This is a genomic window from Methylobacillus sp. DLP286, from assembly GCF_056636515.1.
This window is the reverse complement of the sequence record NZ_CM153145.1, coordinates 366,289-379,758: the sequence shown is the minus strand read 5'-3', so window position 1 is coordinate 379,758 and position 13,470 is coordinate 366,289. Positions and strand designations below refer to the sequence as shown.

Annotated in this window: 16 protein-coding genes; 12 read left to right on the top strand and 4 right to left on the bottom strand. The window is 55.6% G+C overall.

Going from position 1 to position 13,470, the window contains the following annotated elements; all coding sequences use genetic code 11:
• The first annotated feature begins 231 nt into the window (after positions 1–231).
• Positions 232–507 (top strand): hypothetical protein, encoded by a 276-nt coding sequence (locus tag ACWXTG_RS01795; RefSeq protein WP_480220489.1) that lies wholly within the window; start codon positions 232–234, stop codon positions 505–507.
• A 528-nt stretch (positions 508–1,035) separates the two neighbouring features.
• Here ACWXTG_RS01795 and ACWXTG_RS01790 read toward each other — a convergent pair.
• Entirely contained in the window at positions 1,036–1,953 is a 918-nt protein-coding gene (locus ACWXTG_RS01790) for a LysR family transcriptional regulator (protein ID WP_480220488.1), read from the bottom strand.
• An 88-nt stretch (positions 1,954–2,041) separates the two neighbouring features.
• On the opposite strand from ACWXTG_RS01790, the gene ACWXTG_RS01785 reads away from it, so the two are divergent.
• From ACWXTG_RS01785 to ACWXTG_RS01775, 3 genes are all read left to right on the top strand, one after another.
• Positions 2,042–2,695: an SDR family NAD(P)-dependent oxidoreductase gene (locus tag ACWXTG_RS01785; RefSeq protein WP_407996001.1), complete on the top strand. Its 654-nt coding sequence runs from the start codon at positions 2,042–2,044 to the stop codon at positions 2,693–2,695.
• A 228-nt stretch (positions 2,696–2,923) separates the two neighbouring features.
• Positions 2,924–3,244, top strand: coding sequence for a c-type cytochrome (locus ACWXTG_RS01780; RefSeq protein ID WP_480220487.1), 321 nt, complete (start codon positions 2,924–2,926; stop codon positions 3,242–3,244).
• Positions 3,245–3,381: 137 nt separating this feature from the next.
• The gene (locus ACWXTG_RS01775; protein ID WP_480220486.1) at positions 3,382–3,924 is read left to right on the top strand and encodes a thermonuclease family protein; all 543 of its coding nucleotides are present in this window, start codon (positions 3,382–3,384) and stop codon (positions 3,922–3,924) included.
• Between the two features lie 7 nt (positions 3,925–3,931).
• Here the strand turns inward: ACWXTG_RS01775 and ACWXTG_RS01770 are convergent, their stop codons facing one another.
• Positions 3,932–4,372, bottom strand: a complete 441-nt coding sequence (locus ACWXTG_RS01770; protein ID WP_309564947.1) for a hemerythrin domain-containing protein — start codon at positions 4,370–4,372, stop codon at positions 3,932–3,934.
• A 107-nt stretch (positions 4,373–4,479) separates the two neighbouring features.
• On the bottom strand, positions 4,480–4,944 hold the full coding sequence (gene smpB / locus ACWXTG_RS01765) for an SsrA-binding protein SmpB (RefSeq protein WP_309564946.1): 465 nt from the start codon (positions 4,942–4,944) through the stop codon (positions 4,480–4,482).
• A gap of 144 nt (positions 4,945–5,088) precedes the next feature.
• Between smpB and ACWXTG_RS01760 the strand changes: the two genes are divergently transcribed.
• Together ACWXTG_RS01760 and ACWXTG_RS01755 are read left to right on the top strand one after the other, a co-directional pair.
• Positions 5,089–5,526, top strand: a complete 438-nt coding sequence (locus tag ACWXTG_RS01760; RefSeq protein WP_480220485.1) for a type II toxin-antitoxin system RatA family toxin — start codon at positions 5,089–5,091, stop codon at positions 5,524–5,526.
• A complete protein-coding gene (locus ACWXTG_RS01755) occupies positions 5,523–5,858 on the top strand; it encodes an RnfH family protein (protein WP_480220484.1) in 336 nt (111 codons plus the stop codon). Before ACWXTG_RS01760 ends, ACWXTG_RS01755 begins: the two co-directional genes overlap by 4 nt.
• Positions 5,859–5,930: 72 nt before the next feature.
• Here the strand turns inward: ACWXTG_RS01755 and ACWXTG_RS01750 are convergent, their stop codons facing one another.
• Positions 5,931–6,401, bottom strand: a complete 471-nt coding sequence (locus tag ACWXTG_RS01750) for a DUF4124 domain-containing protein (protein WP_309564943.1) — start codon at positions 6,399–6,401, stop codon at positions 5,931–5,933.
• Positions 6,402–6,561: 160 nt separating this feature from the next.
• Between ACWXTG_RS01750 and guaB the strand changes: the two genes are divergently transcribed.
• The 6 genes from guaB (at position 6,562) to trpS (ending at position 13,401) form a co-directional block, all read left to right on the top strand.
• Complete coding sequence (gene guaB, locus ACWXTG_RS01745) at positions 6,562–8,022, top strand: IMP dehydrogenase (protein WP_309564942.1); 1,461 nt, start codon at positions 6,562–6,564, stop codon at positions 8,020–8,022.
• 13 nt (positions 8,023–8,035) lie between these two features.
• On the top strand, positions 8,036–8,761 hold the full coding sequence (locus tag ACWXTG_RS01740) for an SIMPL domain-containing protein (protein ID WP_480220483.1): 726 nt from the start codon (positions 8,036–8,038) through the stop codon (positions 8,759–8,761).
• A 65-nt stretch (positions 8,762–8,826) separates the two neighbouring features.
• Positions 8,827–10,407 carry a glutamine-hydrolyzing GMP synthase gene (gene guaA, locus ACWXTG_RS01735; RefSeq protein ID WP_480220482.1) on the top strand — a complete coding sequence of 527 codons (1,581 nt, stop codon included), beginning with the start codon at positions 8,827–8,829 and terminating at the stop codon, positions 10,405–10,407.
• A gap of 179 nt (positions 10,408–10,586) precedes the next feature.
• A complete protein-coding gene (locus tag ACWXTG_RS01730) occupies positions 10,587–11,741 on the top strand; it encodes an AAA family ATPase (protein ID WP_457136087.1) in 1,155 nt (384 codons plus the stop codon).
• Positions 11,741–12,334: a hypothetical protein gene (locus tag ACWXTG_RS01725; protein WP_457136088.1), complete on the top strand. Its 594-nt coding sequence runs from the start codon at positions 11,741–11,743 to the stop codon at positions 12,332–12,334. The genes ACWXTG_RS01730 and ACWXTG_RS01725 overlap by 1 nt, the downstream gene beginning before the upstream one ends.
• A 44-nt stretch (positions 12,335–12,378) precedes the next feature.
• Positions 12,379–13,401: a tryptophan--tRNA ligase gene (trpS, locus tag ACWXTG_RS01720; protein WP_480220481.1), complete on the top strand. Its 1,023-nt coding sequence runs from the start codon at positions 12,379–12,381 to the stop codon at positions 13,399–13,401.
• Positions 13,402–13,470 lie beyond the last annotated feature (69 nt).

Below are 13,470 nucleotides of genomic sequence, written 5' to 3'. Positions count from 1 at the left end.
ATCCTTAACTTGTTGAATCATTTTAAGAAGGATCATATAGAGGGAATTTCATTTTCACTATCGGGCGTTGTCTTACATTCTGGCACGCAAAAATCTCTTGGCCGCTTACCGCTATTGAAAAAGAATATGGCATCAATCAATGAAACTGTGAAACGCCAATGAAATGCTGGACGGCACCTTGGCGCATATTGATTGTCGTATGGTTTTACCCCTTACACGAGAGGTCTAAAGATGAGCACACCAGACAAGCGCCGTTTGAGTTCTCTGCAACGGACCCTATTAGGCTTGTTCATTGCAGTGCTGGCCGGCATAGGCATTTATCGCGTTATCGGACCGGAACCACCACTGCCTGAGCCGGCCCGTACCGAACTCGAGACGCAGGCACGCGTTATAGAGCAGCGTGCTGCCGAGGATCAGGCTGATGGAGACAACAACCCCAGCAAATGGATGACAGTTCCATTGGCAGAAGAGCCTGTTGAACCAGAACCGCCGCGGGAGCAACATTGATAAAAGAGGTATTCCGATCCGAAAAGAAATATCTCTACTCTTCAACCGTCAATAATGAGGCCGGCAACTCCATCTGCCGCACTGGTATTTTAAGGCTCTGCTACGAAATAAAAAACCTGTTTTCATCTGTTTTTGAACAGCAGGTTTTTTTATTTTTGGATTTCCTGGCAAGGTCACTTTACCGGTATCGACAAAGAGTAGAACAGGCACAGCCCCAGCCCGCTGAATACGGATAAAAGAATGATAAAAATCAGGATGTTCGACAGGTTCTTCCGAGTCATCGTATCCAATCTCCTCAATAGCTTATAGCTTGGGTTCCCAGCATCCGATGAGGCGCATGGCGTGGAAACCTCCATCTCCGGCCTATCCATAAGGAATAACAATCCGCTTAAGCAATACTATCTTCGGAGCCGTATCGTCACTATCGGACATAGTCCGACATTCCCTTACAGTGGAACAGCTTGAGACAAGCTTGAGGCCGATGTCTACGGAAGAGAACTGCGTATTCGCTCATCAATGATTGTTTGATCAGCCTAACCCCTTGCGTATTGATGCAGTAATTTCATCCACGAAGAGCCTGGTTTTTGTCGGAATGAGCCGCCCTGGCGGCATGACGGCATAAATCCCGCCTTCCCCCGCTCCCTCCCATCCAGGCAGGACTTCGGTCAATGCTCCTTCACGTATTGCTGCAGCAGCTAACCAATCCGCAGTGAGTATGATACCGGCGCCTTGGATAGCAGCCAGGAGCAAGGCTTCTGAGTTATCGGTCACCAGCGGCCCTTCTGGGCGGATCGTCTTTCGTTGAGCGCCGTTCTTCAACCTCCATTCAGGCCAGGTCGACAGGCTGGTGAAACCCAGGCAAGGATAATGCGCCAAATCTTCAGGGCCGGCAGGGAGCCCATGCTCTGCGATGAATTTGGGAGCGGCAAGCAGCACGTAGCGGAATGGCGCAATTTTCTTCGCAGTCAGCGAACTGCTGCTTAAGGAAGAGCCCAGCCTGATCGCGATGTCGTAGCCTTCGGCCACGAGGTCTACCAGGCGGTCGGTGAACCTGACGTCTACCTTGATCCGTGGGTGTTGTGCGATGAAGCCTGGAATAAGCGGAGCTATCCATTGCTTGCCGAATGTGAGCGGCAGCGATATGCGCAGCAGCCCCTGCGGGCTGGAGGCGAAACTGCTGGCTTCAAGGCTGGCGGCATCCAGTTCATCGATAATGGTGCGTATGCGCGGGTAGTAGAAATTGCCCACCTCAGTCAATACCACCCGCCGGGTGGTGCGGGTCAACAGCCGCACGCCGAGGCGGCTTTCCAGCTGGCTCACCCTGCGGGACAGGATGGTGGCATCCCTCCCAATGCGCTTGGCGGCAGCGGAAAAACTACTGGTTTCCGCCACTGCCATAAAGGCGACAAGCTCATCCAGGGAGACACGGCTTAGCAATTCATGCATTTTCTGCAGTTTTCATTTGCTGAAACCATCCATTATCCATTGATTCCACATCTATACAATATCCCTTCAATTTGACATGGAGATGGAGATGAAAACTTTCTTAAGCATTGGCACAGGCCCTGGAATCGGGTTTGAAACCGCAGCGCGTTTTGCCCGGGAAGGCTACCGCGTAGTGCTCAGCGCCCGCAATGCGGACAAGCTTGATGCGCTGGCCAAGGCATTGCGGGAAGCGAATCACCAGGTGGAGGTGCGCACAGTCGACGCCAGCAACCCGGCAAGTGTAATCGCCTTGGTCGATGAGATTGAGAATACCCTTGGGGCCATAGACGTTCTGCACTACAACGCGGCCAATCTTCGCCAGGCAACAGTGGAACAACAGCCTGCCGACAGCTTCGTCAGCGACCTGGCCGTCAACATTGGCGGCGCGCTTGCCGCGGTTCAGGCCATCAAGCCCAGGCAGGAAAATCGAGGGGAAGGCACCATCCTGATTACGGGCGGCGGTTTTGCGCTATATCCGAGCCCGGACTATTTATCCCTGAGCATCGGCAAGGCCGGTACACGCACCATCGCACTGGGGCTGTTCGAGTCGGCCAAGCAGAAGAATGTGCATATTGCCACTGTCACGGTCGCCACCTTCGTCTCGCCAGAGTCGAAAGAGGCAAAAGACATTGCGGAACAATTCTGGCAATTGCATTCGCAACCGCAAGCTTCCTGGACAGCCGAGGTGATGTATCCCGCGTAAGCCCCGAGCGACGTTCTTCATTAAACGCCCGCGCCCTGCGGGCTTTTTTATCAATACTACCGCCACATTCACTGCGGGCTACAGGCTGATCCAATGCCCCTCCGTGACAATTTGCCGCATTCATAAAGCCGGCCCGAAGCCCTATCATTTAAACAATGCCTGGAACATGGTTTTTGCCGCAGGGCATTGCATCAAGGTTTTTCCAACAATATCTGGAGAAAGTGACATATGAAAAAATTCCTATGCGCAGGGTTAATGGCACATGCCCTATTCTGTATATCTGCAAACGCAGCGGATGCCGGCGCAGCGCAAGCATTGGCAAAAAAGAGCGGCTGTTTTGCCTGCCATAACGTGGATAAAAAAGTTCTGGGCCCGTCCTACAAGGAAGTCGCGGCAAAATACAAACACGACAAAGGTGCCGAGGCCAAGCTGGTCGCCAAGGTCAAGGCCGGCGGCAGCGGCAACTGGGGCGACATGCCGATGCCGCCCAATGCCCACGTCAAGGATGAAGATATCAAGACCATCGTCCAGTGGATACTGACTTTATAACCAGACGGCTCCATGCCTGAATCCCTTATCAAATCTGTGGGAATGAGTAGCTGACGCCGCAGGGCATCAGCTACTGCATTGCGATCATCAGGCGGCCGTTCTGGACAATAGGACGCCATGCGCGCAATAATTTATCCATGAAACCCGCCATATTCGATATATCCGCAGCCGGCATGCGCAACACAACATCCAATACAGCCTGCATCTTGCTAAAGGTATTGGCTGGCGCACTGCTTACTTTCAACGCGCATGCCGAAACGCTGACCGGCAAGGTCATCCATATTGCGGACGGCGACACTCTTACCATCATGGTGAACAATACCCAGCACAAGATCAGGTTGCTGGGCATAGACGCCCCCGAAAAAAACCAGGCGTACGGCAAGCAATCGCGCGTGGCGCTCAACCGCGCCATCAATGGCAAACAGGTCACCGTGGACTGGAACAAGCGGGACGATTATGGCCGGATTGTCGGCAAGGTGGTCTACAACGGGCAGGATATCAACCTGCAGCAAATCCAGAAAGGCATGGCCTGGCACTACAAGTATTTCGAGCGGGAACAGGAGCCCGAAGACCGCTCAAGCTACGCCCAGGCAGAATACCAGGCCAAGCGCGACAAGCAGGGATTATGGCAGGACGCCAAACCGGTTCCCCCTTGGGAATACCGGCGCGCCAAGCCATGATGAGCAATTATTGCGCAAGCGCCTCTTCGTAATCACGCAGGTACTTGGTTGAAAGCTGCTGTTTTTCCTGCTGGTTGAGGATCTTGCCCGCCATCTGGAAAAACTTGTGTTCCTCCTCCTCCAGATGATGCAGCACCTTGTGCTGCAACTCCTTGGCATGCACCAGCCATGCCGGGGAGGAAAGTTCGGTCTCGTTCAGCAATTCCAGGATTTCGTCGATCTCGTGATGTTCCGCGATCCCATGCCGGGAAGGGTCAATACCGTTGTCGTCCATCATGATGGGACGGTAGAAATGCCGCTCCTCCGCCCTCTCGTGGGCCTCGATTTCGAGCTGGACGTCCAGGAATAATTGCTTGCGCTCGGGCGTGTCCCCGCTGGTATTGACCAATTGCGCGAGCAGGTCGCGCTGGCGCTCATGGCTTTGCCGCAAGGCTTCGAAGATGTTCATTGTCGTGTCCCCGGTAAATGTACCAGCCACACCATACCAGGGAGCTGAACCATGGACAGTCAGCGCATCGCCATGATGCGTGTCAGATGATTCCGAGATACAGCCGGTCAGGAACCGGCCTGGGTCTTGACGTATTTCTTCATCAGCGAGCTTTGCTCGCGCTTCCAATCTTTTTCCTTCTCGCTGTGGCGCTTGTCGTATTGCTTCTTGCCCTTGGCCAGGCCGATCTGCACTTTGATGCGACCGCGGGTGTAATGCATGTCCAGCGGCACCAGGGTATAGCCGGCGCGCTCGACCTTGCCGATCAGCTTGGCGATCTGCTCGGAATGCAGCAGCAATTTGCGCGTACGGATCGCATCGGGACGCACGTGGGTGGACGCGGAGCCCAACGGCGTCACATGGCAACCGATCAGGTAGATCTCGCCGCGCTGGATGATGACGTAGGCTTCCTTGAGCTGGATGCGGTTTTCACGGATCGCCTTCACTTCCCAGCCTTCCAGCACAATCCCGGCTTCGTATTTTTCCTCGATGAAATAATCGTGAAACGCTTTTTTGTTCTGAGCGATACTCATGGTGTTTGCTGCTTCAATGTGAGGCCGGTGCCCGGGCGTTTTCCCGCCTGGCTTGATATGCGATGGCAGGTCAATTCACGCCATTTTGCTAGCAACCGGAAAATATGACTTAAAATTGGCATTTTACTCTAGATCGCAACACGAATGGCACAGGTTGAAAAAACAGTCCTGGTCGGGCATTCCGCAGAGCGCATGTTTAATCTGGTGGACGATGTGGAATTCTATCCGCGCTTTCTGCCCTGGTGCGGCGGCGTGGACCTGCACCGCCGGGACGAAGCCGTGACCGAGGCCACGCTTCATATCGACTACCACGGCCTCAAGCAGAACTTCACCACGGAAAACCACAAGGTGTTTCCCACCAGCATGGAAATCCGCCTCAAGAGCGGCCCGTTCAAGCACCTCGAAGGATTCTGGCATTTCATCCCGCTGGCAGACGATGCGTGCAAGGTGCAATTCAAGCTGCAATATGAATTCTCGAGCATCATACTGGAAAAACTGATCGCCCCGGTCTTCAGCCATATCGCCAACACCTTCGTCGAAGCCTTCGTGCAGCGGGCAGAAAGCGACAACAAGACGCCATGAGCGCCAAGCTTGCCATCGAGGTCGCCTATGCGTTGCCGGCCAAGCAGCTGATACTGAAGCTGGAAGTGGAGCCCGGCACAACGGCAATCGAGGCCGTAAGGCAATCCGGCATTGCCGGGCACTTTTCCGGACTGGATATCGAAACAAGCAAGCTAGGCATATTTGGCAAGGTGGCGGCGGCCAATACCGTGCTGCAGGCGCAGGATCGAGTGGAGATATACCGGCCGCTGCAGGCAGACCCGAAACTGGCGAGACGCAACCGCGCCAAGCAAAACGCCGCCGCCAGCAAAGTGCGGCGCAAGGCCCCGCCTGTTGCGGTCAGGACGCGTTGAGCGCCCGCGCTCTGGCCATTCATTGGGCATGCCCTACAGAGCACGGGGCATGCTAGATAGCGGACTGTTTAGCTACTCTTCATCCGAGCAATATTGCTTCACTTCCTTGGTGGCCTCTTCCAGGCCGCGCTGTATATCCTCATCCCCCAAGTATTCGCGTTCGCCTTCGGGCGTCATCTTGTAAATCCGCCCGCCCACCTTGAAATTCTGGTAATTCGCCCTGGCGTTCTGGCAATTTGTTTTCCTAGCCTCGTCTTCCGCCCTTTTCTTTTCGTCATTGCGCCGTTCCTGCTCAGCCTCTGCCTGGCGGCGCAAGGCGGCGGCATTGCGCGCAGCCTGGGACTCGGCATTGCCCGAGGGAGTAGCGGCTGTTTTAGGCGCGGACCTGACGTTGTCCACCAGCTCGTAAGGCACATTGCCAGGTGGGGGCGAATCGGAGTACAGCGTGACGCCGTTCTTGTCTTTCCATTTGTATACTTGGGCATGTGCCATCCATGGCAATACCATGATCATGCCGAATGCCAGCCATCGAGCTTTACTCATGAACCCCCCGAATCATCGAAATCCCGCCCACACAGTAAGCAGCTTCATCCCTGCCGTCAATTGAAAAACTCGGCCCCCAAATCATTATCGGCAAAATGTCGGGGAGATTTACCATGACGGCACTACCCGGTATAATTGCCTTTTGCCGGAAAGATATTTTATGCGTCTGTTGCAACAAGCGCTTACCTTCGACGATGTTTTACTGGTACCTGCACACTCCAACGTGCTGCCCCGCGAAGTAAGCCTCGCTACCAAGCTTACCCGTTCCATCACTCTCAACATTCCCTTGATCTCCGCCGCCATGGATACCGTGACGGAAGCGCCGCTGGCGATCGCGCTGGCCCAGGAAGGCGGCATGGGGATCGTGCATAAGAACATGACCATTGCCGACCAGGCAGCGCACGTTTCACGCGTGAAGCGCTTCGAGTCCGGCGTCGTGATCGACCCGGTCACCATCCAGCCCAACCTCACCGTACGCGATGTACTGGCGCTGACCCGCCAGCACAAGATTTCGGGCCTGCCGGTCGTGGACGGCAACAAGGTAGTCGGCATCGTCACCAACCGCGACCTGCGTTTCGAGAACAATCTCGACCAGGCCATTTCCAACATCATGACCCCGCGCGAACGCCTGGTGACGGTGCGTGAAGGCGCCAGCCTGGAAGAAGCCACCGCGCTTCTCCACAAACACCGCCTGGAGCGCGTGCTGGTGGTCAACGACGCGTTCGAGCTCAAGGGCCTGATCACCGTCAAGGACATCCAGAAATCCAGCGACCACCCCAATGCCTGCAAGGACGAAAAGGGCCGCCTGCGCGTCGGCGCCGCCGTCGGCGTCGGTGACGGCACCGAGGACCGCGTTGCCGCATTGGCAGAGGCCGGCGTGGACGTCATCGTGGTGGACACCGCCCACGGCCACTCCCAGGGCGTGCTGGACCGCGTCAACTGGGTCAAGAAGAATTTCCCGCAAGTGCAAGTGATCGGCGGCAACATCGCCACCGCCAGCGCAGCCAAGGCATTGGTCGATGCCGGTGCCGACGGCGTCAAGGTCGGCATCGGCCCCGGCTCCATCTGCACCACCCGCATCGTGGCCGGCGTCGGCGTGCCGCAAATCAGCGCGGTAAGCAACGTGGAAGAAGCCTTGCGCGGCACTGGCGTGCCCTTCATCGCCGATGGCGGCATCCGCTTCTCCGGCGACATTTCCAAGGCGATTGCGGCAGGCGCCTATTCCGTCATGCTGGGCGGCATGTTCGCCGGCACCGAGGAAGCACCTGGCGAAATCGAGCTGTTCCAGGGCCGTTCCTACAAGTCCTACCGCGGCATGGGCTCCATCGGCGCGATGGAAAAAGGCTCCAGCGACCGTTACTTCCAGGACAACAACGGCAACGCCGACAAGCTGGTGCCCGAAGGTATCGAAGGCCGCGTGCCGTACAAGGGCAGCGTGCTCGCGGTGATCCACCAGTTGATGGGCGGCCTACGCGCCTCCATGGGCTATGTCGGCTGCAGCACCATCGAGGAAATGCGCACCCGTGCCGAGTTCGTGCAGATCACGGCGGCAGGCATGCGTGAATCCCACGTGCATGACGTGCAGATCACCAAAGAAGCCCCTAACTACCGCGTCGACTAACCAGCGAGAAGCCATGGCAACCGAAAAGACCGCATCCATCCCTGCTTATGCCATTCTTGGCGTGCTGCTGTTCGCAGGTTTGTGCGGTCTCGGCTATCAGCTTGCGCATAGCGCGCTGCAAATCAAGCAGCTCGAGCGCACGGTGGAAGTCAAAGGCCTGTCCGAACGTGAAGTCAAGGCCGATATCGCGATCTGGCCGATTACGTTCAGTGTCGCGGACAACGACCTCAGCGCCTTGTACCAGAACATCCAGCAAAAAAACGCCAGCGTGCTCGCATTCCTGAAGAGCAACGGCTTCGATGCTGAGGAGGCAAGCGTCTCCGTGCCTTCCGTCGTGGACAAGCAGGCGCGCGAATACGGCGACGCCGGCGCCAATGCCAGGTACCGCTACACCGCCAGCTCCACCATCACGGTGTACTCCGCCCAGGTCGACAAGGTGCGGGACACCATGATCAAGGTCGCCGAACTGGGCCAGCAAGGCATCCCGATTGCGGGCGACAGCTACAATACGCAATTCATCTACAGCAAGCTGAACGAGATCAAGCCCGCCATGATAGAAGAAGCCACCAAGAGCGCGCGCGAATCCGCCAACAAGTTCGCCAAGGATTCCGACAGCACGCTGGGCAAGATCAAGCGCGCCAATCAGGGCACGTTCAGCATAGAGAACCGCGACGCCGGCACCGCGCATATCAAGAAAGTCCGTGTGGTGTCCACGGTAGAGTATTACCTTTCCGACTGATGCCATGCGAGCTGATGTTACTTGGCCGGTCACCCTTCAACCTTATTCCCAGCGCTTGAGCTTCCATGCAACAAAAAATTCTGATTCTCGATTTCGGCTCCCAATACACCCAACTGATCGCCCGCCGCGTGCGCGAAGCCAATGTTTACTGTGAGTTGCATTCGTGGGATGTCAGCGATGACTTCATCCGCGACTTCAACCCTGCTGGCGTCATCCTGTCAGGCGGCCCCAACTCCGTCTACGAGGATGAAACCCCGCGTGCCCCGCAAAGCGTATTCGAGCTGGGCGTGCCCGTATTGGGCATCTGCTACGGCATGCAGACCATGGCGGCACAGCTCGGCGGCTCAGTGGAAAATGCCGCCAAGCGCGAGTTCGGCTATGCCGAGCTCCGCGCCCAGGGACACTCCGCCCTGCTCAAGGACATCCAGGACAAAAGCAACGCCGAGGGCCACGGCCTGCTGGACGTCTGGATGAGCCACGGCGACAAGGTCACGGCCTTGCCCGAAGGCTTCAAGATCATTGCCAGCAATAGCTCTACTCCGATTGCCGGGATGGCGGATGAAAGCCGCCGTTTCTATGCAGTGCAGTTCCACCCCGAAGTCACCCATACCAAACAAGGCAAGGCCCTGCTCAGCCGCTTCGTGCACGGCATCTGCGGCTGCGACCAGAGCTGGAACATGCCTGACTACGTGGAAACCGCCGTGCAGCGTATCCGCGAAGAGGTCGGCAGCGACGAAGTCATCCTTGGCCTTTCCGGCGGCGTAGATTCCTCCGTTGCCGCAGCATTGATCCACCGCGCGATCGGCGACCAGCTGACCTGCGTCTTCGTCGACAACGGCCTGCTGCGCCTCAACGAGGCCGAGCAGGTCATGGAAACCTTCGGCAACAACCTCGGCGTCAAGGTGATCCACGTCGACGCCAGCGCCAAATTCCTCGGCGACCTGGCGGGCGTCAACGACCCGGAAGCCAAGCGCAAGATCATCGGCCGCGAATTCGTGGAAGTATTCCAGGCGGAATCCGCCAAGCTGCCCAACGCCAAATGGCTGGCGCAGGGCACCATCTACCCGGACGTGATCGAGTCCGCCGGCGCCAAGACCAAGAAGGCCCACACCATTAAGAGCCACCACAACGTGGGCGGCCTGCCCGACACCCTGAAGCTGCAATTGCTCGAACCATTGCGCGAACTGTTCAAGGACGAAGTCCGCGAGCTCGGCATTGCCCTCGGCCTGCCGCACGAGATGGTCTACCGCCACCCCTTCCCCGGCCCCGGCCTCGGCGTGCGCATCCTGGGCGAGGTCAAGCGCGAATACGCAGACCTGCTGCGCCAGGCTGACCATATCTTCATCGAGGAGCTACGCAACAACAAGGATGCAGATGGTAAATCATGGTACGACAAGACCTCGCAGGCCTTTGCCGTGTTCCTGCCGGTCAAATCGGTGGGCGTGATGGGCGACGGCCGCACCTATGACTATGTAGTTGCCCTGCGCGCCGTGGTCACCACCGACTTCATGACCGCGCACTGGGCCGAACTGCCCTACGATCTGTTGGGCAAGGTATCCAACCGCATCATCAACGAAGTACGCGGCATCAACCGCGTGGTATACGATATCTCCGGCAAGCCTCCAGCAACGATTGAGTGGGAATAAGTGTAAACAACTACACTCCAGCTCCACTGTGTTTGATTTCAGCTTGTACTAACGGTGCTAGACATGCTGTAGGAGAATGAGTCGGTCTGCTTTTCAAAAGCATTTATACCTGAAGATACCGCTACAATTGTGAATAACGGAGCATTGAGTCGTTATGGTGATAAATCTGGAGAACTGAGATGATTGTTACTCGCTTAAAGCTTACCAACTGGCGTAACTTCCGCGCTGTGGACATTGAGCTATGGCCTCGCACCTATGTAATTGGCGCCAATGCTTCGGGAAAATCTAATCTTCTCGATGTCTTTCGGTTTCTCCGCGCTGTTGCTCAAACCGAAGGTGGAGGTTTGCAAAAAGCCATTAAAGAACGCGGTAGCATGAGCAAATTGCGTAGCCTGCACGCACGTACAAATCCTGAGGTGGGTATTGAAATCGAGATTGCCGAATCCACGGCTCCTGACTCAATCCGCTGGGTTTATGTGCTAGCGTTCAAGTCCGAAGGAAAGGGAGCGCAACGCGTTCTCATCTCACGAGAGTCTGTCATCAAGAATGGAGAAACCATTCTGTCTCGTCCTAATCAAGAAGACAAACAAGATATTGTCAGGTTGACACAGACTCACCTTGAACAAATCAACAACAACTATAAGTTCAGAGAATTAGCCGAATTTCTTTCTTCTACGACCTATCTACATCTAGTGCCACAACTGCTCAAGTTCGGCGATGAAATCAGCGGTCGTATGATTGAAAATGATCCATTTGGTCAAGGATTGTTACAGCGAATAGCAAGTGAATCAGGCAAGACACGCGATGCACGCCTCAGGCGTATTGGCGAAGCATTGAAAGTGGCTGTGCCGCAGTTCTCAGAATTGCGATTTAAACAAGATGACATTAGCGGAAGACCACACCTAGAAGCACGTTTCCAGCATTGGCGCGAGCATGGATCCTGGCAACGCGAGGAACAATTTTCTGATGGTACTTTACGTCTAATTGGCTTACTTTGGGCTCTGCAAGAAGGTGATGGCTTACTGCTGTTAGAAGAGCCAGAACTATCCCTCAATGATGCTATCGTCGAATACATTCCGCTCATGATTGATCGAGTGTTGCGTAGCCGCAAAAAAGCAATGAGGCAAGTTATCAGCACGACCCATAGTGATAACCTGATTGGTGAGGTAAGAGATCCAAACTCGGTCATCATACTTGCTCCTGGAGAAAATGGAACCAAGATACGCCCTCCCAACGAAGAAGAACGTCAAGCCATGGAGCTTGGCCTAAATGCGGCTGAAGTACTACTGCCGAAAACTCGTCCCGATCGTATCGATCAGATGGGGCTATTCTAATGTCTAGAGTTTTTGTTATCGGTGAGGATGTGCTGTGCTGCACATTAGGCACCAAGCTTGTCGAGCAAGTGCTTAAGTGGGAGTTGGCCCAGCCAGCGATCGATACCAAAGGCATTACCAACTTACGAAAAAACTTAGCTCGCTATACTCAAATTGCAAATTTATTCCCTGTCCTTTGCATTGCTGATACTGACGGTCGTTGCGTTCTTGATGCGCATAAGCAAGCTGCGCCAACAGGTGTGCCCGCACAATTCCATTTGCGGTTTGCTATCCCAGAAATTGAAAGTTGGCTCATGGCTGACAAACACGCATTGGCTGAATTCCTTCAAGTATCGGAAACAATCATCCCCGATAACCCAGATGAAATTCAAGATGCGAAACGCGTAATACTCAATGTGGTCTTCCGTTCTAAGCAACGCCACCTTCGTCAGGAAATGATCTCCACCAATGACCGTAGCAAACCAGGCACGGGTTACAACGTACACTTACGTGACTTTGCAGCACACTGTTGGCGACCCTTGATAGCATTAGAACGATCGCCCAGTCTTGCGCGCACGGTAAACCGCCTCAACGAAATGAAGATAGCCAAATAAAACAATTAAATAACTCTTACCCCTTAATAACTTAACAAAGAAAGATGATGAGCACAAAACCCATTATCCTCACGGGCGACCGCCCGACTGGCCCGCTGCATCTCGGGCATTTCGTTGGCAGCCTGCGCAACCGCGTGCATTATCAGCATGAATACAAGCAGTACATCATGCTCGCCGACGCCCAGGCGCTCACCGACAATATGGATGATATCGACAAGGTGCACCGCAACGTGATCGAGGTGGCCCTGGATTACCTGGCGGTCGGCATCGATCCCAAGCTATCCACCATCTTCATCCAATCGCAGGTGCCCGAGCTCACCGAGCTTGCCTTCTACTACCTCAACCTGGTGACGGTCGCCCGGCTCGAACGCAACCCGACGGTGAAGGAAGAAATCCGCCTGCGCGATTTCGAGCGCGACATCCCCGCTGGCTTCCTCACCTATCCCGTAAGCCAGGCTGCCGACATCACCGCCTTCAAGGCAACGCTGGTGCCGGTGGGTGAAGACCAGATCCCGATGATCGAGCAGACCAACGAAATCGTGCGCCGCTTCAACCGCCAGTACAAGAATCCGGCCACCAAGCAGGAAATCCTGGTGGAAACCAAGGCCCTGGTGCCGGAAATCGGCCGTTTGCCAGGCATCGACGGCAAAGCGAAAATGAGCAAGTCCCTGGGCAACGTCATCAACCTCGGCGCCAGCGCGGACGAGGTCAGCAAGGCGGTGAAGAAAGTCTACACCGACCCGCTGCACCTCAAGATCGAAGACCCGGGCCACGTGGAAGGCAACATCGCCTTCACCTACCTGGATGCGTTCGACACCGACAAGGCTGCAGTAGCCGAACTGAAAGCGCACTATACCCGCGGCGGCCTGGCCGACAGCATCGTGAAAAAGCGCCTGGAAGCCGTACTGCAGGAACTGCTGGAACCGATCCGTACCCGCCGTGCCGAGCTGGCTGAAGACAAGGGCTACATCCTGCAATTGCTGCGTGAAGGTACGGAGCAAGCGCGCGAAGTCGCCGCCAAGACCATGGACGAGGTGAAGGCCGCACTGGGTTTGAATTATTTCTGAATATCACATTTCGGTAGTATGGATGGCTCGGCCCACCGAGCTTCACACCAACGCGACCTGCCGGTCGCG

Coding starts and splice junctions, on each gene's coding strand:
- ACWXTG_RS01795 (WP_480220489.1), top strand. CDS start 232: ATGAGCACACCAGACAAGCGCCGTTTGAGTTCTCTGCAACGGACCCTA.
- ACWXTG_RS01790 (WP_480220488.1), bottom strand. CDS start 1,953: ATGCATGAATTGCTAAGCCGTGTCTCCCTGGATGAGCTTGTCGCCTTT.
- ACWXTG_RS01785 (WP_407996001.1), top strand. CDS start 2,042: ATGAAAACTTTCTTAAGCATTGGCACAGGCCCTGGAATCGGGTTTGAA.
- ACWXTG_RS01780 (WP_480220487.1), top strand. CDS start 2,924: ATGAAAAAATTCCTATGCGCAGGGTTAATGGCACATGCCCTATTCTGT.
- ACWXTG_RS01775 (WP_480220486.1), top strand. CDS start 3,382: ATGAAACCCGCCATATTCGATATATCCGCAGCCGGCATGCGCAACACA.
- ACWXTG_RS01770 (WP_309564947.1), bottom strand. CDS start 4,372: ATGAACATCTTCGAAGCCTTGCGGCAAAGCCATGAGCGCCAGCGCGAC.
- smpB (WP_309564946.1), bottom strand. CDS start 4,944: ATGAGTATCGCTCAGAACAAAAAAGCGTTTCACGATTATTTCATCGAG.
- ACWXTG_RS01760 (WP_480220485.1), top strand. CDS start 5,089: ATGGCACAGGTTGAAAAAACAGTCCTGGTCGGGCATTCCGCAGAGCGC.
- ACWXTG_RS01755 (WP_480220484.1), top strand. CDS start 5,523: ATGAGCGCCAAGCTTGCCATCGAGGTCGCCTATGCGTTGCCGGCCAAG.
- ACWXTG_RS01750 (WP_309564943.1), bottom strand. CDS start 6,401: ATGAGTAAAGCTCGATGGCTGGCATTCGGCATGATCATGGTATTGCCA.
- guaB (WP_309564942.1), top strand. CDS start 6,562: ATGCGTCTGTTGCAACAAGCGCTTACCTTCGACGATGTTTTACTGGTA.
- ACWXTG_RS01740 (WP_480220483.1), top strand. CDS start 8,036: ATGGCAACCGAAAAGACCGCATCCATCCCTGCTTATGCCATTCTTGGC.
- guaA (WP_480220482.1), top strand. CDS start 8,827: ATGCAACAAAAAATTCTGATTCTCGATTTCGGCTCCCAATACACCCAA.
- ACWXTG_RS01730 (WP_457136087.1), top strand. CDS start 10,587: ATGATTGTTACTCGCTTAAAGCTTACCAACTGGCGTAACTTCCGCGCT.
- ACWXTG_RS01725 (WP_457136088.1), top strand. CDS start 11,741: ATGTCTAGAGTTTTTGTTATCGGTGAGGATGTGCTGTGCTGCACATTA.
- trpS (WP_480220481.1), top strand. CDS start 12,379: ATGATGAGCACAAAACCCATTATCCTCACGGGCGACCGCCCGACTGGC.